This is a genomic window from Bacillus cereus group sp. RP37 (assembly GCF_040459695.1).
In the GTDB taxonomy this organism is placed as follows: domain Bacteria; phylum Bacillota; class Bacilli; order Bacillales; family Bacillaceae_G; genus Bacillus_A.
In genome coordinates, this window is the sequence record NZ_JARVHP010000001.1 from 2,999,478 (window position 1) to 3,022,833 (window position 23,356).

The following is a 23,356-nucleotide window of genomic DNA, read 5'->3' on the forward strand; positions in this document are numbered from 1 at the left end:
TCCATAAACTAAAAAAACTTTATAACTAATATCGGTGTTATAAACAAAATAAGAGATAGCAACTATGATAGCTGCTATCTTTCATTTCAAATCTTCCTTTAACTTATAAAGGCTTTTATATAAACAGGGTCACTTCCCCTAAGAAAAGTACTCACATTTTACTAATTTTGATTAGAACTATCTGTACTAGCAGCTTCACCATGTATACGTTGCTGTTTTAAATCAAAGTATACATCTAAAACTTCCTTTCCAATTATAGAATTAATTCCACTTTTATCATCATGAAGCCATGGGACTACAATAGAAAATGCCACTTCTGGATTATCATATGGAGCATATCCAACTAATGTTAAGTTGTAACATTCCATACGTTCTCCTTTTGCATTTCTACCAATTGGATCATCTCCACCATATACAGTTTGAGCTGTCCCTGTCTTTCCTGCTGGTTTGTATGAAGCATTTTTGAAATGCTTCACGCCAGTTCCATCACCTTCTTGGAATACCCATCTAAACCCTTCTTTTATCCGATCAATATGTTCTGTCTTCATATCAATTCGATTTAATACGACAGGCTCTATGGAGCGTATAACTTTGCCAACCTCTTCTTTTATTGATTGTTCTCGTATTTCTTGTACAATTTGTGGTTGCATTCTATAACCGCCATTAGCAATCGTTGAAATATATTGCGCCAATTGCAACGGCGTATACGTATCATACTGACCAATAGAAAAGTCTAGTAAAAAACCAGGTTGACTATCTACTTTTCTAGTTTGTCCAATTATTTCATTCGGTAAATCAATACCTGTTGGGACACCTAAACCAAATTGCTTGAAATAATAACGCATCGTATCAAATGCTCCTTGTTTAATATCCAATGAGCCATTTGGTACGTAATTAACTCCCGCAATTTTTAAAGCTGTCTGGAACATGTATACATTCGAAGATACTTGTAGAGCTCGTAAATCATTAATATTACCAAATCCGGATACATTCCATGATTTCTTAGCTTGTGTACCTTTAAACTTCATAGGTGCATCATAAAATTGATCTCCTGGATGTATTGCCCCTGTCTCATATCCAGTTAATAAAGTAGCACCTTTTACAGCTGACCCTAGCTCATACGAAGTTGTCATGTTGCCTAATGCCAAATCCTCAATCTCTATTTTCCCTTCTTTTTCTACAATCTTTTTGCCTGCCATGGACAAAATCTGTCCATTATTTGGATTCGTCATGACGACAAAAGCTCGGTCCAACAGTGGCTCTGAACTCTTAAAAGCTCTCAAGTTTTTCTCTATACTTTCTTCCACTTTCTTTTGTAATTCCATATCAATCGTTAATGTTAAACTATTTCCACTTTTCCCTTTAGAAATTACTTCTGTGTTTATAATGTTTCCTGATTTATCAGTAATGTTTTTCACTTCTTCTTTTGTACCGTGTAATACATCTTCATATCGTTGTTCAATATAACTTTTTCCGACACGATCATTACGGTTATATCCACGTACCAAATAAGAATCTAAATTTTCTTTTGGTAAACCTTCTTCGCTACTCGTAATATTTCCTAATACGGAACGAAATAAATTACCGTTTACATAATTACGTTCCCAATCAACTGTTGCATCTACCCCTGGAAACTCCGCAAGATTTTCACTTATTCGCGCATACTCTTGATCTGTTACATCTTTTTTTATAATTTGTGGTGTTAGTTGATAACCTGAACTCATTTTACTTTTAATAGCTAACACCTTTAAATCTTGTGTTGTTAATTCTGCCAATTCAGCTTCTGTAACGCGACTTCGTCTTAAGTCTTCAATTTTTTTATCTAACTCTTTTCCCTCTATTCCCTTATCTTTTAACTTTTCTATATCTTTTTTAGTAATCTTTGTATCAGCACGTTTCGTATTCAACTGCATCCAAAAATCTTTTTTATCGATATCTGTTAATTTATTTATATCTTGTTCGGGCATTTCAAGTACTTTCGCTAAATCTTTTGCTGTTTTTAAAATATCGTCACTCGTAACCCCCTTCACCCTTGTATACGTAATTGTGCGAAGAGACTTATTATTAACAACTGTTTTCCCTTCTCGATCTAGTATTTGTCCACGCGGAACTGGAATACTAGTTATTGCATTTTGACTGCTTTCCACTTGATTCTTATAAGCCTCTCCCTCTACGATTTGCACTTTTCCTAGCTGCATAATAATAACTGCGAATAGTAAAAATATGCAAAGGAACATTATATTTAATCGAATAGATATATATGTCTTCTGCTTCTTTCCTTTTTGTTCTTTCATAAATCCTCCATTTAATCCTTTCAGGAATTACTGCAAATACTAAAAGCATTCCTTTTATATTAGATACCGATGACCGGTTATAAATATCGTCTCAATTTTTTGCCTACTCCTTGTAAGCATCCATTCCTTTTCGTTTAGCTACGTAACTCATAACTCTCCCTTTCTGTTTTCTCTCTATTTTTTTGTCTCTTGCATTAGAAATGCTACACTGTATAATGACTCTTATTAAACTTACATATAGACTTGCTAGTAAATTTTCATACTGATGGTTCCTTTCTTCATGCTGTAATACTTAATAGACAACCTAAACAATAAAGTTGTTCCACATTTACAAAAAAAATAATTAACTATAAGATGAAATAGGCTACATAAGGGAGGGTTATATGTTACATACAAAAAGATGGAGATTTTTTGCGGTTCTTTCTATTTTAGGTTTGATTTTACTAATTTTATTAAAAATCAACTTCATTTCAATTACTATCGCAACTTCTTCAGCTGAAAGAGGAAAAATTTTTGATCAAAATGGTGTAATACTAGCTACAAATAAGAAAGTTAAGTCTCTTTATTGCACTTCTAATTATGAAAATTTATCGAATCAAGATACATCAAACACATTAGCTTTTTTCAATCAATTTTCAAACGAGTTTCAACATGACATTTCTACAGAGACTATAAAATCGCAATTACAACAATCTTGTAAAAATAAGACTATGAATGATATACCGTTATACTCTGACATAACTGAGAATGAACTTGCATTCATAAACAAAAACAAACCCAATAATGTAATAATCAAAGATGAATTGATTCGATATTATCCTAAACATGAAACTGGTTCACAAGTAATTGGGTATGTGGAAAATGAGCTTAATTCAAAGCATATGCCCGCTGGAAAAAGCGGGATCGAGTTGCAATATGAAAATGATTTAAAAGGAAAACCAGGAAAAACTCTAATTTTTAAAATGAATAATAAAAAGTTCTTTTGGAACATCCGAAAAGTACAAAATGGAAAAGATGTCCGGCTAGCTTTAGATTCTAAGTTGCAGCAAAAAACAGAGGAAGCATTAAGATCTCAAATTAAGAAAACACCTGATGCTAAAGCTGGTTATGCTGTAGTGAGCGATGTAAAAACTGGCGCAATTTTAACTATGGCCAACTCGGCAGTTTTTGATCCAAATATATTACATACACATGTATCACCTAAAATAGAAAACATAAAATCACTTTCGCAAAATAAAGCAATTCAAAAATTAAAGTATGGTGAATCTTATGTAAATATGGCTTCTACTATAAAGCCACTTACTATTTTAATTGGATTAAACGAAAAGCTTTTTCAACCTGAAGATACTTATTTAGATAAGGGTACTTTTCAGTATGATAATCAAAATAACATTACGAATGCACCTGGAACGCCAACAGGTGAGATTACACCGAGGCAGGCTATCATTAATTCATCTAACACATTTATGACAGCAAAAGTAGCTTTGCCCTTATTCAACCAAAATAATGGGAATATAGAAAAAGTGGCACATATATGGACAGAGTATTTAAAGCAATTTGGCCTTCGTTCTAAAACTGGGATTGATTTACCCTTTGAAGAAGACGGACAATATGAATTCCATCCTTCTAATAAGTTTGAAAATGGAATCTCCGCTTTATTAAATGCCTCTTGGGGAGGAAATGAAGTGCATACTCCTCTTCAACTTGCTCAATATGCAGCAACTTTGGCAAGTAAAGGTGATAAATATAAACCTCAAATCGTAAGTGCTGTTATTGCTCAAGATGGTCAGGAAACAAAAAAGTTTAAACCAATTTTAGAAAGTTCAAATCGTTATCCAATGAACTTTTGGAGTGTCGTGCAAGGTGGAATGAGTCAAAATATAGAGGAGATTAAAAAATTGCCCTTTGATGTCGCAGGTAAAACGGGTATAACCGGTTCTCCAAATGAACAAGAAAGAGTAATCAATCATTCTCTTTTCATTGCATATGCTCCTACCAAAGATCCACAGATTGCCGTTTCTGTCGTTATTCCTGGTAGTAATTCAGAAAAAAACATTGCTGCTCTCGTTACATCAGAAATTTTAGAGTCTTGGAATACTCTTCAAAAAGAGAATAAAAACAAAGAGGAAGGTTCATTAAAGTGAACCTTCCTCTTTTACCATATAGAATCTATATTAATAATTTTCCATATACCTTCATTATTCTTTTCGAACATAAATGAATATTTAATATCAGTTAATACATACTCTTTTTGTACATATCCAGTATTACCGTTAATTGTCGATATTTTTATATATCCATCATTCTGCACTTTTTCTGGAATCCAAGCTTTGACCATTTCATTAGATACTTCATATAAAACTTGCGATTCTCGCTTTGGTTCACCTAAAATTTTCGTTTTATTTCCAATAACAGTTGCATATATAAAATGCGCTTGCTTTGGTTGGTTACTTTCTGTCAATCCACTTGGTACTTTGTATACTTGCTTTGTATCATTTGCAAACTCTCCTCCCATTGTAAGAGCGACTTGCAACTCATGAAAAATATCTTCATCAAACTTCATTTCATCCTTCTTATAACTCTTCCCTTTAAATAGAACTTCATCATTTAGCGCTTTGTACAGCTCATTTTCATTTTTTGAACTTGTACTTTGATATAGTTCATTCATAAATTGTTTTAATGATGGATCTTGAGCAGACTCATCTTTTGTTTTAGGCTTAATTTGAGTACTACTTTGTACCGGTGATTTATTATCATCAATCCAAGGTTGTTGAACAATAAAAAATAAAAATGTACAAGCTAAAACCACTACAATTGGCAATGCTTTTTTACGAAATGGTCTTGTCTGTTTTGAAGAATCTACCTCATTACTTTCGTATATAGATTGCTTTATTTTATAAATATATTCTTTTTCATCTTTACGTTGTTCCATTGGGCCGTTTTTTAATTTACTATACCAGTCAGGATTTTTTTTATTTTTCATCACTACTACCCTCCCCTATTAATTTTGAAACCTTACTTCTTGCTCTACTTAATCTAGATTTCACAGTTCCAATGGAAACTCCTAACGTTTCAGCCATTTCTTCATAAGATAATTCATATTTTGCATCCAATATTATTATTTCACGATGCTTTTTAGGTAGTTTTAATACAACCTTCCACACATCATTCATTTCTTCTTGCTTAAAAAATTCTTGTTCTGCCGACTGCGATTGCTTATCGTCATTAAAAAATCCTATTAAAGATATCCTTTTAAAATAAGAGGATTTCAAATAGTTTATTGCCGTATTTCTTGTAATTTTTAATATCCACGTTTTAATAGATGACTCCTTTCGAAATGAATTCCAATTTTTAAATACCTTTATAAATACATCTTGCGTGATATCATCTGATAAGTGTGGATCTTTCGTAATAATAAATGAATAATTCCATACATCTTGCCAATAGTCTTTTATAATATCGTCCAGCTCATCATGATTACACTTTTCAATAAACGTCTGTTCCATTTCCACACCTCAAACTTATTTGAATAAACATAAAACTGCCCTCACTTTTATTATGGTTTCAATATATAGACAAGATACAAGTTTCATTTGTTCCATTGTTTATCTTTTTTGATAGAAACATCCTCCTAAAAATGTAAAGGTGTGCAATTACTTTCATAAAATAATCACCTACACATTCTCTTACATGACAGGCTCCTAAAAAACAAGTAAAGCATACAATATTAAAAATACACTCATAAAAAATCTGATTATTATTTGTGCATTTCACGCAACACTTCACTTGTACCACCTTTTTTCTTAGAGCATACTTATTTGTGTGCTCTATTTATGTTTTACTACATAACTGTTTTGTTACAGTTTTTAAACTTGTCCCTTTCAATATGTTTTACTCTTCTATTTACTATTAGCAATACCAACTTTTCAAAAATGAAAATAAAGATGAGGTATCAACTTTATTCAGCCACAACAAAAAAGCATTCTCGATTAAGGAGAATGCTTTTTTAAAACTTAATTGCTCTTTGTTTTGCTCAATTTATACCTTCGTGTTAAGCAAACAATGAATGTAGTAAAAGATTTCACCTTATAGTTACGTATTATTTCTGAAAAACGTGTTTTACTTTTTCGCCTGGAACGTTACTCCCCCCTCTTCCTTTTACATCTTCAATCATCATGGTTACAATCATGTCTGGCTCATTTGCATCAAAAGCCGCAAACCATCCAAGTTCTTTTCCGTCTGCCTCTTTCGATTCTTTCAATTCTGCTGTACCTGTTTTACCAGCAAGAGTTACACCATCAACCTTAGCAATTCTACCCGCACCATCAGGGTCATTAATGACTTTTATTAAGGCACTCTTTAATATCTCTTGATTCTTTTTAGAAACCACATTTTCTTTCCAATTCCCCGCTACTTTTGCTTCTTTTAAAAGATGAGGCGACGGAATATTCCCTTCATTCACAATCGGTACATATGTTAATGCTAAATGAAGTGGTGTCATTAATACTTGTCCTTGTCCGTATCCCGTGTCTGCTAGTTGAATATCATTTTTTATCCCGTCTCTTGCAATGATTGAAATAGGAAATTCATATTCAATTGGTAATTTTTCATGAAATCCGTATTTCTTAAATTCGTTTACATACTGATCTTTTCCCATTTTCAAAGCTTGTTGAGCAAAATAAATATTATCAGAGTACTTCATTGCCTTGTCAAAATCAATTGGACTTGCATCCTTCACACGTGTTACATAATAATTTCCCCAAGATGAATCTTTTGTCCACTTTAATCCTTGAATTTTAAATTCTTCCTTTGGATTTATTGTGTTTGTTTCCAAACCAATTGCACCTGTAATCGTTTTAAATACGGAACCTGGTACAAATGCTTGTGTGAAACGATTCATCATTGGTAGTTTCGAGTCGTTATTCCATGCTTCTCGTTGGGCTTTTGATGCTCCTCTAACTATTATATTTGGATTATAAGCAGGGCTACTTACAAGTGCAATTGTTTCACCCGTTTTCGGATTGACCGCTGCACTAGATCCTGCTTCATTTTTCATCTCATTAAAGATTTTTTCTTGAATTGCAGCATCAATTGTTAACGTAACATTTTCCCCAGCTTTTGCTTCTTTTTTTGCTATGTTTTTAATCTCTTTCCCGTTCTCATCTTCCATAAATACGCGTCCACCCTTTTCACCACGTAATTTATTCTCTAATACTTTCTCTAAACCGGTCTTACCCACTAAATCATCTGCATGATAACCTTTTTTTTGAAGCGATTTTAACTCCTCTGCATTCACCTTTCCTATATATCCTGTTAAGTGTGCCGCTGCTTCTCCTAATGGATACGTACGAATATTTACTGGACGAGATGAAACTCCTTCTAATTCAATATAATCATTCTGTCTAGTTCCCTCTTTTAATATACCAATTGGTACAAAGGAGTCTGGTTTTATCCATTTCGCTGAAAGCTTCTGATCGACCTCTTCTGTAGACATATCCAGTAACTGTGCTACTATTTCTTTTGTTTGTGCTGCCGTTTCGCCTAGTTTCTCCGGAATAATTCCAACCTCAGTCGCTTTACCATTCGTTGCTAGACCTTTCCCATTTCGATCGTATATTTCTCCACGTTTTCCTTGTTCTGTTTGCATACGTACCTTGTAATCTTTTTTCATACCTGGAAAAATGAAATCTGGTGTCCAATCTATTTTCCAAGATTCTTTTTCTTTCACAAGTTTTGCTTCATGGATAAATGAAGCTGTTCCTCCATCCGTATCCATCTTAACTTCAAAAAGAAAAAGTTCTTTATCTTTAGCATTCTCTCCTTTCGTTTTAACTTTTAAATTCTTAACGCCAATACCTTCATAGATTTTTTGATATTTTTCTGTAAATTCTTTTTTAGAAATCGTTTTTTTTGCATGATCTGATAAATAATCATACATATTTGCAAATTTTTTATCATTCCATAAATTGATATATTCTTCAAATGTTTGTTTTGGCGGTTCGTTTTTATTACATCCTACCAACATAACTGCAAAACAAAAGAAAACCAACATCCATAATTTTTTCAATTCAATCTTCTCCCTTAGTTAAAAATATTTATTCCTTTCTTGCTATATTAAATAAAAAATGTTGTAACGCTTAATTGACAGTGTAAGTAATGAGATTGTTCCATATTTACAAAAGAAATTAATTTATGGTTCAGTTGCATTCGAAGGGGAAGATTTTAAAATTCTTACAAATAAAAAAGCAAATCTATTTAGCAATCGGTGTCATTATTAGTGCTGTTTTAACAATTTTATTTAAAATACCTTTTAGTTTGAGTTCTCCGCTCTTATCTTTTTTGTAGATATTTGAAACAAAAAAGACCCCTTATACTAAGGGGCCTACAACAGAAAACAAATAAGTATAAACAGAAAGTATAATTTATAGGCGCTTATATCCTTCTATTTCGCATCAAAACCCCTGCACTGTATGCGACAGGGGGCTTGTTCATTCTAAAGCTTATTTAAAAGAGTCATGTACAGGCAAACTACTAAAAATCAATTCAGCAACTTTTACATATCCTTTTGAGTTTGGATGAATTAAATCCTTAGACCAAAGCGTATTGTCATTAACTAAATGATGATTCCAAAAATCAACATGATGAAGCTTATACTCTCTGCTCAGTGAATGTATAACTTCATTTGCCTCTAATAATTGTTCTTTTATTACTTGTTTTTTTTCAGAAGCAAAAGGAAGCCTAACTGTAAAATCGGGAAGGTTTGCTATAATAATATCAGCATCTGTTTTACTTAATGTATCTATCATAAATTCCATTTCGTTCTTATATGCTTGATGATCCCAACGTCCTTTTAATACATCGTTTGCACCTGCAATTAGACTAACCAAATCTGGATTAAACGTTAATGCCTTTTCCAATTGCTGTGAGCGAATTTCTTTAGTTACTAACCCACGCTTTGCAAAATTAACATATTCTATATCGTTTACACAGAGTTGAACAAAATGATCTACCCAGCTTTTTAATGCTATTCCCTCAACTTCATCCCCTATCCCCTCTGTAAAACTATCACCAATCGATACAAATCGCTTCCACATATGTAGTCCCCCTTTATTATTATCCATATCTATACTATACAATAGCTTACAACGTATTTGTTATTTCTAAGTGTTTTTCGATTTCAATTACATTCCATTTTAGTATGTTTACATTTAGTAAACGAAATAAAATCCCTCTAGGTATTATACTTTTTTCAAAAAATTTGTTGTTCTTTGTTTTGCCCAGTTGATACATTTCTTTTCGATTAAATGATACGAAACTATAGAAAAAAGGAGTGTCATTGTAATGCACAAAGTAAGAAGGAATAAGATAGATATCTTTGTATACAAAAGTTTAAATAGTACCATCATGATTGGAAAATGACACAAATAGATACTGTATGAAATTTCTCCTAAATATACAAACACACTCTTATTTAAAAATGCTTTTACTTTTAGGTTACTCATGGCCATTATAATAAATATACTAACACCCATTACGACACCCCAATCTTTTAATAAGAAAGTAGTATCATTACGGGAAATACCATAAATTAAAATGGAATATAAATATAAAATAACCCCTAGTGCAATAAGAAATCCTTTATTAATTTTTTTCATATTCCTATATGAGTAGATAAGTTTTTCCTGATGTTTAAAAAGTAACATCCCAACCATAAACATAGATGTAAAATGCAGTGTATCAGCATAACCATTATAAAACCCCTCAGCTTTCCCAATATGCAACATATTAAGAAAAACACTAATGAAAGAAAAGCTCAAAGCAAATAGTATCGTTTTCTTCCAACTCTGTTTATAAAAAAGGAGGAATAAGAAAGGAAACACAATAGATATACGCATTTCTTGAGCCAATGACCAGATAACTGGATTATAATTTTCCGTAAAAAAGTTATTAAGAAGCACAAAATGGTTTATAATATCTAATTTTGTTATAGAACCTTGCCACCTATCATAGAACCAATCCCGTAGTCCTACCACTTCATACGGTGAAAATAAAATAAATAAAGCAAAGGTAATGATTATCCAAAAATAATAAGGGATATAGATTCTTACAAATCTCTTAATTAAATATCCCCAATAATTTGTTTTTGAATGGTAAAGTGCCATAGATAACACAAAACCACTGAGTACATAAAAAACGATTACAGCTTCTCCACCCGCCCATAAAATCCTAAGCGGGGAAAATTTAATAGAATTAGGCAACGATGGTAGCATTAAACAAAAATGTCCAAATACCACGGTAAGTGCTGCTAACCCTCGTATGGAATCTAATTCTTTTATTCTCTTACTCATAAAATGTTCTCCTTGTAAATTGTAGATTTTGCTGTTCATAAAGGCCACTATACAAATGTAGTGGGAGAATTGTACATATTGTTTCTTTAAATTCCTAATATAAGCAGTACAAAGTTAATTTGACCTCCATTTCTTTATATACATAATTTAAAACAAAATATTTAATACAAAGAAAAGATTTTATTAAATTTTTATAAAATCTAATTACAGAAATACGTACCGGATATTAATTTTTTTTGTCATTTGATGGAATAGTGGGTGGTTTTTCATCATGTAACTTTATGAAACTAACCTTGCACCTGAACCCTTTAAATCGAAAGATTCATAAAAAACGCCATCCTTTCTGTATATTTCTACAAAAAGAATAGCGTTTTTTAATTTATGGAAACAAATGTATGTTAGCTTTTTACTATATCAACCGCACTATCCCACATACCATTAAAGAAAGATCCGATTTTACGCATAAATCGTGTAAACCAATTTGCTTGTTCTACATCAGATTTTGTTACAAGGTCTATTTGTAATGATTTACCTGATAAGAACCCAGGATCTGTATTATCTTTAGGCGAGATAATCATTTTACTTATTGTTACACCTTTTTTAATAGGAGCTTCTTGTTCTTTATTCGATACTTTAAATTCTTTTTTATAAACATCTTTATTGCCCTTTGGCATTGGAAGTGAAACAGCTTGCTTCGTTTGAACTACTACATCTTTGTCTTTCGCATTTGCAACTCGCAAAGTTTCATGCCCTTTTACTACTGAATCTTTTCCGTAGATATTCTTCACTTCAAAATTCGCAAATCCATAATCATATAATTTCTTTGTTTCATCAAAACGTGCTGTATGAGAGTTTGCTTTTATTACTACAGAGATTAGACGCATACCGTTTCTTTCTACTGTACCAGTGAAGCAATCACCGGCTTCTGGAGTAGTTCCTGTTTTCAACCCATCTACACCTTCGTATTGCTTAATTAAACCTTTTAACATCATGTTAAAATTCACCATATCAATTGGATACTTGCCACCCTTTTGGAATGTTTTTTGGGGGATTTTTGCTGTATCTAACATTTTTGGAAAATCTCGAACGAGACGTTGTGCTAAAATCGCACAATCTCTTGCGGACATTTTATTTTTCTCGTCTGGAGTTGTCCCTTCTGGATGATGCCCTTTTAAATCATAGTTTGTTAAGCCAGTAGAGTTTACAAATTTATAATTTTTCATTCCAAACTCTTTTGACTTATCATTCATCATTTTCACGAAATCGGCTTCTTTTCCAGCAATTTCTTCAACTAAAGCAATTGTTGCACCATTTGCAGAGTAAATTGCCATTGCCTCATATAACTCTTTTACTGTATAAGAGCCACCATTTTCTAATGGAACGTTTGATAATGAGCGATCTTGTGAAATCTTATATGCATATTCAGAGATTTTAACTTTTTGATCCCATTTAAGTTTTCCTTTATCCACCGCTTCATGAACTAAGTATTCACTCATCATTTTTGTCATACTAGCAATTGCTAGTGATTCATCCGCATTTTTTTCATATAAAATTTTTCCGGAATTTACTTCTACTAAAATTGCTGATCCAGCTTCTACGTCTAAAACAGGAACTGTTTCCGCTGATGCGCTCCCAGATGTAACAACTATGCTACAAAATAGTGTAAGCACTGTTACTATTACAATGAATTTTTTGTAAAACATACCTTTCAATTCTCTTACCTCCAATATCTTTGTACTCAAAAAAACCGTTATTCTAGCATAATTCCTATAAAAATAGATAGTTTTATCAAATTCTATATACATATAAGACGTTAGGATCGCTTTCATATAGACCATCTCATACTTTTAGGCGCACTGATACTTTGTATTCCTACACGCATCCCTATTTTTCATACCTTTGTATTTTTCAAAATGATCCGTACTTTCATATTTTTTAGGATTACAATGAATAGACAATCTAAATAATGCGTTTGTTCCACATTTACAAAAAATAAAACCAGTGTATCCCGATTAAATATCGAGACACACTGGTTTTATTAGCTATCAAGGATTTTAATTATTGAATTCAGCTATTTACTATACTCATACCAGAGATGAATTTTCCTTAGTCTAGACTATTAATTTTTTATAATAAAAAACTACATCCTATATAGAATGTAGTTTCCCTCACAGATCTATCTATTTTTTACTTCCTTGTTATAAAAATCATATAATAATTCAATAGATGAACTAGATAAAAGCGGCATTGCCTTCTCAACTAATTCTCTATCCCAATCAAACCAACGCATATCCATTAGCATTTTCATTTCTGTATCAGTGAATCGTTTCTTTATTTCCTTAGCAGGATTTCCACCAACTATTGTATACGGCGGAACATCTTTACTTACGACAGATCCCGCTGCAACGATTGCACCTTCACCGATTATAACGCCAGGCAGAATAATAGCATTCATTCCAATCCAAGCATCACTTTTAATGACTGTATCGCCCTTCGGTTCATATGAATGCTCAATTTGCTCAGCGAATGGATATACTGTAATCCATTCTGAGTGATGATTATGATTACCACCCATTAAAATGACTACTCCACTCGCAATACAAACATAGTTCCCAATAATGAGTTTATCAAGATGCCATCCCATCTGTTCAATTGGATTGAACAGCGCTCGGGACTTAGCATCCCCCCACAAATACCTTACACAGCCATCTTCAAAATTTTGATGACCATAATAACCTGAATAATAGGAGTACTCTCCTACCTCAATGAGTGGATTTGTTACTATATCTTTTAAATACTTTGTTTCTGACCAATGATTAAATAATGGATGCTTCATAACTTTATTCCTCGCTTCTAAGTATTATATATTTTGCTATTTACTTAGAAGCTTACTACGACTGCTACATTTTTTAGCTTTCTCAAACGACGAATCATTATCTTCAAGCCTTTCTTTTATTATAAAGGAATCATATCGTGATAAATTATATAAGTCAAATTGTAAAATTATGTACTGAAACTTGAATTATGAATTGAAATTTCAGCATTAAAACAATCGAGTTTTCAAATAACAAATCCCAATTACATATAATAAAGATTTCTTAGCTATACATCTAACTTCTTTCTTATATTAGCCTTCACTCCCTCGATATAGTTTTATTATTTATTAATTTGTCTGATAAATCAATAAATGTTAATATGATTATAGAAGATATTATCATCCATTAGATTTCACAGCTAGTTTTTCACAAAAACGATTTCTGAATCCTTAAGTAAATAGGAGGTTTAGAACATGAAACTTTTAAGGCAATCAACAATTATTGGTGCATTGACTGTTGGAGGATTTTTATTTTCAAATACAATTAGTACAATCACACCTGTGTCTGCTGAATCGCAACTTACACAAAAAGAATCACGAATTTTAGATAATTGGCGGTGGCAAAGCTATTTTTTATTACATCATAATGCAGATTTTATAGAAGAGTTAGCAGTTGGTGAGTTAAAGCATGGAGATACATTCGATGTTACTATATATACTGGTGGTAAGGATACTGGTATTGTAAAAATATATCAATTGAGTGAAAATGAAAATAATGAAATAAACTTGCATAGATATAAAACCATTTATGACTCAGGTTTAAAACATAATTATGGTAGATTTGTAACACCTATTACTAAGGTTTATAATCCAGGAACATATGTAGCCGTTATGAAACTTGGAGAAAATTATTATTATGGAGGCAGCTTTAAAATCTCAAAATAATTTACATTTATCTCATCAGTAAAAAAATATTGGATACATTTTTATTAGACAAAAATCATTTTAAAAGCTTCTCTACCTTATATAAGATAGAGGAGCTTTTTGATTGTTTGCCCTTTTTAAGGTTTAAAAAAATTCTTACTTTCTTTATAAATTAGCATTTTTATTCAATAACTGTTTCCACTTCTATAAGTTTTACAATTCAATATGCAATATTGCATATTTTATATGTTTACTCTTTAAAAATGGGATAATTTATTTATACTAATTTATAAAATTAATATTGAAAGGAGAATATTACATGTCTTTCTATTCTTGGTCTCCTCTTATTTTCTTAATAGTTGTTGCAATTATCATTTCTATTCAAAAGGCTAAGAAACAATAATTTATTATGTGGAGGTGTAATAATGTCATTTGCAGCATGGAGTGCTATTTTTATGACTTTAATCGGAGCAATATCTGGAGCAATCTTTGGTACAATCTCCTCTAGAAATAAAAGCAAAAATTAAATGCTAACGTAAAAATGAATTTCTAATAAAACTCTATACAAAAAAGTAGCCTATAAAGTTTTATAGGCTACTGTTCTTTCATCAAAATTATTTAGCTAATTCTTTTGTCCCCTTCATTACATCAACAAAGAATCCCCAGTTATTCACAACAGAAGAAATACTAATATGTTCATCTGGAGTGTGAACATTGAATATATCTGGCCCGAATGAAATTGCATCTAATTCAGGCATCTTTTGAACGAATACACTACATTCAATTCCTGCATGTACAGCAAAGATTTCAACATCTTTATTGTATTTTTCTTGATGCACTTTTTCAAACAAATTACGAATTTGTGAATTCGGATTGTATGGCCATTCTGGATACTCTGACTCTATTTCAAATGTTGCACCAACTAATTCGGCAATACATTTAATTTCATCTGCAACATGTTGTTTTAAACTACTTACAGAACTTCTCACTTCGTTACGTAATTTAATTTCATCTTGCAACGTTTCAATAACGCCTAAATTTGTTGAGCTTTCTACTAGACCTTTAATATCCATGCTCATGCTTTGAATGCCGTTCGGAATTAAGAATAATGATGAAATAAGCTGCTTTTGTGTTTCTTTAGCAAATACTTTTTCTACTTTCTCATCCAATTTTGTAAGTGTAACATGAACATCTGGATCAACAGCACGCATTTCTTCTTGTAATACTCTTGTCCATGATAATAGTTTTTCTTCTACTTTCTCTACATCTTCTGTACGTAATACAATTGTAGCTACACTTTCACGCGGAATTGCATTCGTTTTTAATCCGCCATGAACTTCACTTAAACCAAATTGAATATTTACTGATAAATCATGTAATACTCGTCCTAATACTTTGTTCGCATTACCACGTTGTTTATCAATTTCCATACCAGAATGTCCGCCTTTTAGACCACCAACATATAGACGGTATGCATCCATATTCGCTGGCGCTTCATCCCAAATTACTGGAATTGTTTCAACAGCTTTCGCACCACCTGCGCTACTTACAAGTAATTTATGATCTTCTTCAGAATCAATATTAATAAAGATCTTTCCTTCAAAATGATTTGAATCAACAGCGAAAGCCCCGCCCATTGTTGTTTCTTCTTCAGTGGTTATAACTACTTCAAGTGCTGGATGTGGAATGTCTTTTGAATCTAATAAAGCCATTGCATACGCAACTGCAATACCATTATCAGCACCTAAAGTTGTTTGATTTGCATATAACATGTCCCCAATAATTCGTAATTCAATTGGATCTTTTTCAAAATCATGTACAGTCGCTTGATTTTTTTCACATACCATATCCATATGACCTTGAATAATAATAGCTGGTACATTTTCATAACCAGCAGTTGCTTCTTTTTTAATAATGACATTCATCGCTTCATCTTGAATCACTTCTAAATTACGCTCTTTTGCAAAGCCCACTAAATAATCACTAATTTCCTTTTCATTACCAGATCCTCTAGGAATCTTTGAAATTTCTGCAAAATGATAAAATACAGGGTGCTTTGTTAATTGTTCTAAAGTAGAATACATTTTTAAGCTCCTCTCAAAATGACAAAATAATATGTAAGTCTTTTATCATTATACCATGATTCGTTAGTTTCCCTTTCTATTTCATACTTTAAAATCCTCGCGTTAAATATTTAATCCTATAAAAAAACGAAAGAAAATGCACTATGCATTTTCTTTCGTTTTTTTTGCTTTCATATATTTTGAAGTACTATTATTCATTAATTTCTCTAAACGATTTATATTTTCCGTTAATGCACCTTTCACAAGAGAGAAATCTGTATTTGGTTCTTCTTTTTTTTCTTTAAAAAATGAAGACTTTTGTACATTTACTTCAGCCATCTCTTCTCCCCCTTTTCAAAAAGATACAACCTTTTATTTATATTATATAGCAAATGCAGACAGGGTGTACACGTATCATTTTCTTTTTAATTCTTCTTCTAATTCTTCTACTTGCTGCAAAGTATCTCCTTTTATTAAAGAGAAATCTGTTGTATCTTCACTATCTTCTTTAAAAAAATCATTGTCATAATCTTTTATCACTACAATCACCTCTACCTACTAGTGTAGGAATGATTGTCCGAATTTATACAAGTTTGTCTTAATTTGCTTTCCCTTTATGTATAAGTAAAAAGGACAGAAGAAAATCCTGTCCTTATTTAATAAAATAACTATGATGTATTGTTAAATTATATACATTTTCAAAATCCCGATCTTGCAGATTATTTTTCTTCCCATCAATAACAATGAAAACATCACTCACTATTTTTGCTGGTATAATTCCGACATTTTCTACTTGCACCGCTTTCTGCTCATTTAATTGCTCAATGTACTCTAACGGAACGATAGTACTAAATTGAGATCGAATACCACGAAAATTTGTATTTAATTCCTTTGCAGCTTCAAATACAACAATTTTCGCTCCAATCTTTTCCCCATACGAATCTAAAAATGCGTTTAAACTTTTTGTATATTCTTCTTCCGAATGCCATTCCATTGTACCGAATACTGCTGGATTGACATTTTGAATAATTGTTGTGTATATTTCTCCTCTTGCTTTAGAAGCAATTAATGACCGTTTTATCGATTGAACAGTCTTGCCGATATCACTAAATTTCGCTCCCCATATTTCTGAAATATTAGGTGTTAAAATAAATGCGATATCAACGAAAATAACCATTGCAGTGAACATTAAAAGATTTTTCCAGAGGGTTAAATCGATTCCTTTTATCATGAAATACACGGTGACAGATATGATAAACAATCCATACCAAGTCTTTCTAATACGTTGCTTTTTCTCCTCGTACAACTCTTCATTTCTCCAGTAAAAGAAAACAAGAACTAGAAAAACGATTGCTAAAATAAATAAGCCGAATCGAATGTTAGAGCTCACCAATCATATCACCCTCCATTCAAAAACTACTCACGATATCATTACATGCACAAGCAGCTCTTTTTATGACAAAAGACGTGGACAAGCTTCTAAATTTAGCTATACCGCATATACATTAGAAGGTGCCACGTCTTTTATCATGAATCTACATTGTATATGTAGACAAGCGTGCGTTTCAAATTTTCATGTTAAAAAGAAATATGTTTTGGAATTTCCCCTTCAGGTACTTCTCCATCCATACTTAAATAATAATGACGAATCGGATGTAAATCATCGTCTAATTCATAAACAAGTGGTATGCTCGTTGGAATATTTAATGAAACAACACCATCGCTTGAAAGGTTATCTAAGTATTTCACTAGCGAACGAATCGTATTACCATGCGATGAAATAATTACCTTTTCACCATTTTTTAATGATGGCGCAATTTCTGAATGCCAATAATCAAGTACTCTTTTCTCCGTATCCACTAAACATTCTGTCAATGGAAACTCACCTTTTTTAAGTGCTTTATATCTTGGATCATTCATTTCATATCTAGGATCATCCTCAGTAAGAGCAGGTGGTCTTACATCAATACTTCTTCTCCAAATATGAACTTGCTCCTCACCATATTTTTTAGCAGTTTCATCTTTATTCAACCCTTGCAATGCACCATAATGTCTTTCGTTTAGCTTCCAAGATTTATGTACTGGGACCCAGGCAAGATCCATCTCATGAAGTACAATCCATAACGTCCGAATTGCTCGTTTTAATACAGATGTATAAGCAACATCAAAAGTATATCCGTTTTTCTTTAATATTGCTCCTGCTTCTCTCGCTTCACTTAATCCATTCTCTGATAAATCTACATCTGTCCATCCAGTAAAGCGATTTTCAAGATTCCATAAACTTTGTCCGTGACGAATAAGTACAAGTTTTATCATAATAATTCCCCTCTCGGAAATGTGAATTTTATTGTTCCATTGCGTACACGTATAAAGTATCTAGTAATGCATCTTTTTATCCATCCACTCTATGACCAATCCATAGTTGCCAAATGTATGGATAAAATTTGTTCTTTTTCAAACTATAAAACAGATATATTTCGTATTATTTTTGATCGATTGCAACTTCCCGTTTTGATATCCAAGCATCAAAACCTGATCGGCTATTTGCCATCTCATTCATAACTTGATGCCAATTTTCTTCACACGATTCACCAAATTTTGAAAAAATGGCACCCATTTGTTGTCTTTGTACATCGCTCAGTTTTTTCTCTAACTCGGCACCTTTTTCTGTTAAAGATAACTGTTTCACACGACGGTCATGTGTAGCTTCATTACTCTCAATTAAACCCTTTTCCACAAGTTGACGTAGTGGTCCGTGAAGAGCTTGTTTACTTATCTCTAATAGTGATAATAATTCATTTACACTTATTCCTGGAAAACGTGCGATAAAAAATAAAATTCGGTGATGTACTCTTTGTATGCCATACTCTTTTATAATTTCATCTGGCTTTTCAGTAAATGTTTTATATGCAAAGTAAAATAGTGCTAATGCTTCATTCATCTGTTCTTCTTTATGTTGTGTCATCTACTTTCCCCCTGTATGTAAATTATACCACAATCCAGTAATCAATATTTTAATGAACGCATTGGAACTTCTTTAGTCTATTGAAATATTCATTGCACAATTAGGAGATGATTCACTTGAAAATGCAATATACTGTAAGTACATATTTGCTAGACCGACTAAGCGAATTAGGAATTGAACATATTTTCGGTGTCCCTGGTGATTATAATTTGGCTTTTTTAGATGATGTACTAGCACATGAAAAGCTAAAGTGGATTGGCAATTGTAATGAATTAAATGCTGCATATGCAGCAGATGGATACGCTCGCATAAACGGAATCGCAGCTCTTATTACCACTTTCGGCGTTGGAGAATTAAGCGCCCTAAACGGAGTTGCTGGCTCCTATGCAGAAAACGTACCAGTTATAAAAATCACAGGTACACCAACAACAAAAGTAATGGAAAATGGAGCACTCGTTCATCATACCTTAGGTGATGGAAAGTTCGATCATTTTTCCAATATGTATCGAGAAATTACTGTGGCACAAACAAATGTAACAGCTGAGCATGCTGCTGAGGAAATTGATCGTGTATTACGTGCATGTTGGAATGAAAAACGTCCTGTTCATATTAATTTGCCAATTGATGTGTATAATAAGCCAATTAATAAACCTACAGAACCAATTTTACATAAACCGATTTTAAGTAATAAAGAAGTGCTGGATAAAATGCTTCTACATGCAACTTCAAAAATAAACAGTGCCAAAAAACCTGTTATTTTAGCTGATTTTGAAGTGAATCGTTTTCATGCGGAAGAATATTTACTTCAATTCGTAGAAAAAACTGGGTTTCCTATCGCAACGTTAAGTATGGGTAAAGGAATATTTCCTGAAAAACACCCACAATTTATAGGGATTTATACTGGTGATGTTAGTTCTCCATACTTACGAAAAAGAATTGATGAATCTGACTGTATTATTAGTGTTGGTGTGAAATTAACTGATACTATTACCGGCGGCTTTACACAAGGTTTTATGAAAGAGCAAGTGATAGAAATCCATCCCTTTACTGTGAAAATTATTGATAAAAAATACGGACCAGTTATAATGCAGGATGTTTTGCAGCATTTGAGTGATTCAATAGAACATCGCAGCGAGGAAGTTCTTGAAATTAAGCCTTTTATTTCTGAATCATCTTTATTTACCGAAGAGTTCATTCCAAAAGAACAAATCGTTACGCAAAAACGATTTTGGCAACAAATGTATCATTTTTTAAAAGAAAACGATGTCTTAATTGCAGAACAAGGAACACCTTTCTTTGGTAGTTCCGCTATCCCTTTACCAAACAACACTACATATGTAGCACAACCATTATGGGGATCGATCGGTCATACATTACCTGCTCTACTTGGTACACAGCTCGCTAATTTATCGCGGCGTAACATTTTAATTATTGGTGATGGTTCTTTCCAATTAACTGTTCAAGAGTTATCGACTATACTACGTCAAAATTTAAAACCGATAATATTTTTAATCAATAACAATGGATATACTGTTGAACGTGCGATTCACGGTCAAAATCAACCGTATAATGACATACAAATGTGGGATTACACTAAACTAGCAAACATATTCGGAACAGAAGAAAAAAGCCAAACATTTAAAGTAGAAAATGAAATAGAGTTAGTAGAAGTCTTAACTAAAATAAGTTTTAATAAGAATCAACTTATCTTTATTGAAGTTATAATGAGCCAAGGGGATCAACCTGAATTGTTAGCTAAACTGGGGAAAAGATTCGGCCAGCAAAATTCTTAAAATGAAAAGCGTAACTATAAATAGGTTACGCTTTTCTTTTCAAATCTTTACTCAGCAAGCGTTAACTGCCAAGACACACCATACTTATCATTTAACCAACCAAATTTTTTACTAAATGGATAGGCACCTAAAGGCATAAGAATTGCTCCATCTTGTGCTAACTTATTAAAAACAGTTTCAATTTCTTCTTCCGTTTCACAAGTTACATAAAGTGACATAGCTGGAGTGAATGTAAACTCATGCTTTACATAACTATCAATACACATAAACTCTTGGCCATTTAGCGTAAAAGTTGCATGAATTACAGTTCCCTCTTTACCAGGTCCATTTTCATCGTAGCGAGAGATACTTACAATTTCTGATTGATCAAATAGTGATGTGTAAAAATTCATCGCTTCTTCAGCTTTTCCCTCAAACATTAAAAACGTAGTAATTTTTTGATTTGTGTTACTCATATAGAGACAGCTCCTTGTTATGTATTTATGAAAAATATACATCGGCCAACAAAACCGAACATACATTCTATCAAGTATATTTTCTATAAAAACGATGAGTTTGTCAATTATCTACTTTCTTATTTCTTCTTACATAATGCTGTCCAAAGAAATGATTCTCCAAACATTGTATTTGGTTGTTCAATTCGCTTCATCTTTCTAATTTCAATCACTTCAAATCCCTTAAATATCTCTCTTAATTTTTCTTCCGAATAAGCAAGACCACCTTGTAGACTCCATCCTCTATATACGTCCCAATCCGTTATTTCTGATCCATTTCGCTCATCTAAATCGCCTGCTGCAAAACATGTTAATCCAAAATAACCACCCGATTTTAATGAGTTTTTAATTAAATTCACATAATTTATTCTTCTATGCGGTGGAATATGATGTAAACAGCCCGAATCGTATACAAAATCAAATTCATTTTGACCCTCTAAATTAAAAATTGAATCACAAATAAATTCAATTTTTACCCCTTTTGCTAATGCCCTTTCTTTCGCCCAATTAATCCCTTCTATAGATAAATCCACTGCTGTTACATCAAATCCTTCATTTGCTAGATAAATTGCGTTTCTACCCGGACCACATCCAAGTTCTAGTACTTTTCCTTTTGAAACCCACTTTTTTTGTATATATGAAACTAAGTTTTCATCTGGAACATTTTCAAAAAACGGAACATCTTTTTCTCTATTCGCATAAAATTCATTCCAAAATGGTTCTGCCGGTCTTAATAATGAATCAAGCATTTTAATAATATCTTCTTGTGTGTGCAACGTTTCATTTTTCATTTGTATCCCTCCAAAACTTAATAGTCAGAAAATTATTATATATCTTTTTGAACTTTCAGACAAAGAAAAACCCCTACATTCAATAGGAGTTTTTATCTTTAAAATCCAAGTACAGTTAACCATTTTAACAACTTCTCTTCTCGTGCTTTTAAATCATCGTTCCTAAGCTTACCTAACTGTATTTCACTAACAATTTCTCCGTCCACCATAAAAAGAACTCTTTCTGTTTTCGCTGCTACCTTTACATCATGAGTCACTAACATAACTGTAGTCCCATCACGGTTAATATTTAATAATATTTGCATTACTTCTTCTGTTGATTTTAAATTTAGAGCACCAGTTGGCTCATCTGCAAAAATAATATTCGGATTATTGATGAGTGCTCTACATATAGAGACCCTTTGTAATTGGCCTCCAGATGCTTCGGTTATATAATGAGACGCTATATCACTTATCTCCATTTTCTCCATTAGCTCCAGAGCACGCTTATTTACTATTTTCTTACTCTCACGTTTCGCTAAATAAGCGGACAAAATAATATTATCAAATAAATTCAAATTTCTAAGAAGATTGCTCTGCTGAAAAATAAATCCTATTTCAGTAAGGCGCAATGCGGCTAACGCTTCTTCTTTCATACATGATATTTCTTTCCTATCAACTTTCACACTTCCTGATGATATTTGATCCATTCCACTAATCGTATATAGTAACGTCGATTTCCCAGAACCCGAAGGCCCCATGACCGATACAAACTCTCCCTCATAAATCTCTAAATCTATATTTTTTAGCACATGATAAGTTGCATTTCCATCTATGGAATATTTTTTGTTTAATTGTTTAACTTCTAAAATTTTGTTCAAGTTACACAC

Annotated in this window: 20 protein-coding genes; 3 read left to right on the forward strand and 17 right to left on the reverse strand. The window is 32.3% G+C overall.

Annotation, left to right across the window (positions count from 1 at the left end; genetic code table 11):
- Positions 1 to 161: 161 nt before the first annotated feature.
- Entirely contained in the window at positions 162 to 2,294 is a 2,133-nt protein-coding gene (locus tag QCI44_RS15995; RefSeq protein ID WP_016134517.1) for a peptidoglycan D,D-transpeptidase FtsI family protein, read from the reverse strand.
- 383 nt (positions 2,295 to 2,677) lie between these two features.
- On the opposite strand from QCI44_RS15995, the gene QCI44_RS16000 reads away from it, so the two are divergent.
- Positions 2,678 to 4,438: a peptidoglycan D,D-transpeptidase FtsI family protein gene (locus QCI44_RS16000; protein WP_016134516.1), complete on the forward strand. Its 1,761-nt coding sequence runs from the start codon at positions 2,678 to 2,680 to the stop codon at positions 4,436 to 4,438.
- Positions 4,439 to 4,449: 11 nt separating this feature from the next.
- On the opposite strand, the gene QCI44_RS16005 is transcribed toward QCI44_RS16000, so the two are convergent.
- The 7 genes from QCI44_RS16005 to QCI44_RS16035 all read right to left on the reverse strand — a co-directional run bounded on the left by QCI44_RS16005 (position 4,450) and on the right by QCI44_RS16035 (position 13,478).
- Positions 4,450 to 5,277, reverse strand: coding sequence for a hypothetical protein (locus QCI44_RS16005; RefSeq protein WP_016134515.1), 828 nt, complete (start codon positions 5,275 to 5,277; stop codon positions 4,450 to 4,452).
- Positions 5,267 to 5,800 (reverse strand): RNA polymerase sigma factor, encoded by a 534-nt coding sequence (locus QCI44_RS16010; RefSeq protein WP_016087832.1) that lies wholly within the window; start codon positions 5,798 to 5,800, stop codon positions 5,267 to 5,269. The genes QCI44_RS16005 and QCI44_RS16010 overlap by 11 nt, the downstream gene beginning before the upstream one ends.
- A 593-nt stretch (positions 5,801 to 6,393) precedes the next feature.
- On the reverse strand, positions 6,394 to 8,361 hold the full coding sequence (locus QCI44_RS16015) for a penicillin-binding transpeptidase domain-containing protein (protein ID WP_353811318.1): 1,968 nt from the start codon (positions 8,359 to 8,361) through the stop codon (positions 6,394 to 6,396).
- A gap of 433 nt (positions 8,362 to 8,794) precedes the next feature.
- Complete coding sequence (locus tag QCI44_RS16020) at positions 8,795 to 9,388, reverse strand: SGNH/GDSL hydrolase family protein (protein WP_116349086.1); 594 nt, start codon at positions 9,386 to 9,388, stop codon at positions 8,795 to 8,797.
- Positions 9,389 to 9,532: 144 nt separating this feature from the next.
- Positions 9,533 to 10,681: an acyltransferase family protein gene (locus QCI44_RS16025; RefSeq protein ID WP_082181397.1), complete on the reverse strand. Its 1,149-nt coding sequence runs from the start codon at positions 10,679 to 10,681 to the stop codon at positions 9,533 to 9,535.
- A gap of 359 nt (positions 10,682 to 11,040) precedes the next feature.
- Positions 11,041 to 12,354, reverse strand: a complete 1,314-nt coding sequence (locus QCI44_RS16030) for a D-alanyl-D-alanine carboxypeptidase family protein (protein ID WP_353811319.1) — start codon at positions 12,352 to 12,354, stop codon at positions 11,041 to 11,043.
- Positions 12,355 to 12,818: 464 nt separating this feature from the next.
- On the reverse strand, positions 12,819 to 13,478 hold the full coding sequence (locus tag QCI44_RS16035; protein ID WP_088084185.1) for a CatB-related O-acetyltransferase: 660 nt from the start codon (positions 13,476 to 13,478) through the stop codon (positions 12,819 to 12,821).
- Positions 13,479 to 13,931: 453 nt separating this feature from the next.
- Between QCI44_RS16035 and QCI44_RS16040 the strand changes: the two genes are divergently transcribed.
- Positions 13,932 to 14,402 (forward strand): DUF5065 family protein, encoded by a 471-nt coding sequence (locus QCI44_RS16040; RefSeq protein ID WP_016087846.1) that lies wholly within the window; start codon positions 13,932 to 13,934, stop codon positions 14,400 to 14,402.
- A gap of 593 nt (positions 14,403 to 14,995) precedes the next feature.
- On the opposite strand, the gene pepD is transcribed toward QCI44_RS16040, so the two are convergent.
- From pepD to QCI44_RS16070, 6 genes are all read right to left on the reverse strand, one after another.
- On the reverse strand, positions 14,996 to 16,465 hold the full coding sequence (gene pepD, locus QCI44_RS16045) for a beta-Ala-His dipeptidase (protein WP_016087848.1): 1,470 nt from the start codon (positions 16,463 to 16,465) through the stop codon (positions 14,996 to 14,998).
- Positions 16,466 to 16,606: 141 nt separating this feature from the next.
- The gene (gene spoIISB / locus QCI44_RS16050) at positions 16,607 to 16,783 is read right to left on the reverse strand and encodes a stage II sporulation protein SB (protein WP_016087849.1); all 177 of its coding nucleotides are present in this window, start codon (positions 16,781 to 16,783) and stop codon (positions 16,607 to 16,609) included.
- Between the two features lie 75 nt (positions 16,784 to 16,858).
- Positions 16,859 to 16,984 (reverse strand): hypothetical protein, encoded by a 126-nt coding sequence (locus tag QCI44_RS16055; protein ID WP_033659699.1) that lies wholly within the window; start codon positions 16,982 to 16,984, stop codon positions 16,859 to 16,861.
- A 112-nt stretch (positions 16,985 to 17,096) separates the two neighbouring features.
- Positions 17,097 to 17,834, reverse strand: a complete 738-nt coding sequence (locus QCI44_RS16060) for a type II toxin-antitoxin system SpoIISA family toxin (RefSeq protein WP_033659836.1) — start codon at positions 17,832 to 17,834, stop codon at positions 17,097 to 17,099.
- 188 nt (positions 17,835 to 18,022) lie between these two features.
- Complete coding sequence (gene gpmA / locus QCI44_RS16065) at positions 18,023 to 18,760, reverse strand: 2,3-diphosphoglycerate-dependent phosphoglycerate mutase (protein ID WP_016087852.1); 738 nt, start codon at positions 18,758 to 18,760, stop codon at positions 18,023 to 18,025.
- Between the two features lie 166 nt (positions 18,761 to 18,926).
- Complete coding sequence (locus QCI44_RS16070; RefSeq protein WP_016134509.1) at positions 18,927 to 19,409, reverse strand: MarR family winged helix-turn-helix transcriptional regulator; 483 nt, start codon at positions 19,407 to 19,409, stop codon at positions 18,927 to 18,929.
- Between the two features lie 107 nt (positions 19,410 to 19,516).
- Here QCI44_RS16070 and QCI44_RS16075 point away from each other — a divergent pair, with 107 nt between their 5' ends.
- On the forward strand, positions 19,517 to 21,202 hold the full coding sequence (locus QCI44_RS16075) for an alpha-keto acid decarboxylase family protein (RefSeq protein ID WP_082181396.1): 1,686 nt from the start codon (positions 19,517 to 19,519) through the stop codon (positions 21,200 to 21,202).
- Between the two features lie 47 nt (positions 21,203 to 21,249).
- Here QCI44_RS16075 and QCI44_RS16080 read toward each other — a convergent pair whose 3' ends face one another.
- The 3 genes from QCI44_RS16080 to QCI44_RS16090 form a co-directional block, all read right to left on the reverse strand.
- Positions 21,250 to 21,657 carry a VOC family protein gene (locus QCI44_RS16080; protein WP_016087855.1) on the reverse strand — a complete coding sequence of 136 codons (408 nt, stop codon included), beginning with the start codon at positions 21,655 to 21,657 and terminating at the stop codon, positions 21,250 to 21,252.
- A gap of 119 nt (positions 21,658 to 21,776) precedes the next feature.
- The gene (locus QCI44_RS16085) at positions 21,777 to 22,487 is read right to left on the reverse strand and encodes a class I SAM-dependent methyltransferase (protein WP_016087856.1); all 711 of its coding nucleotides are present in this window, start codon (positions 22,485 to 22,487) and stop codon (positions 21,777 to 21,779) included.
- A gap of 98 nt (positions 22,488 to 22,585) precedes the next feature.
- Entirely contained in the window at positions 22,586 to 23,347 is a 762-nt protein-coding gene (locus QCI44_RS16090; protein WP_001033650.1) for an ABC transporter ATP-binding protein, read from the reverse strand.
- Positions 23,348 to 23,356: the final 9 nt, after the last annotated feature.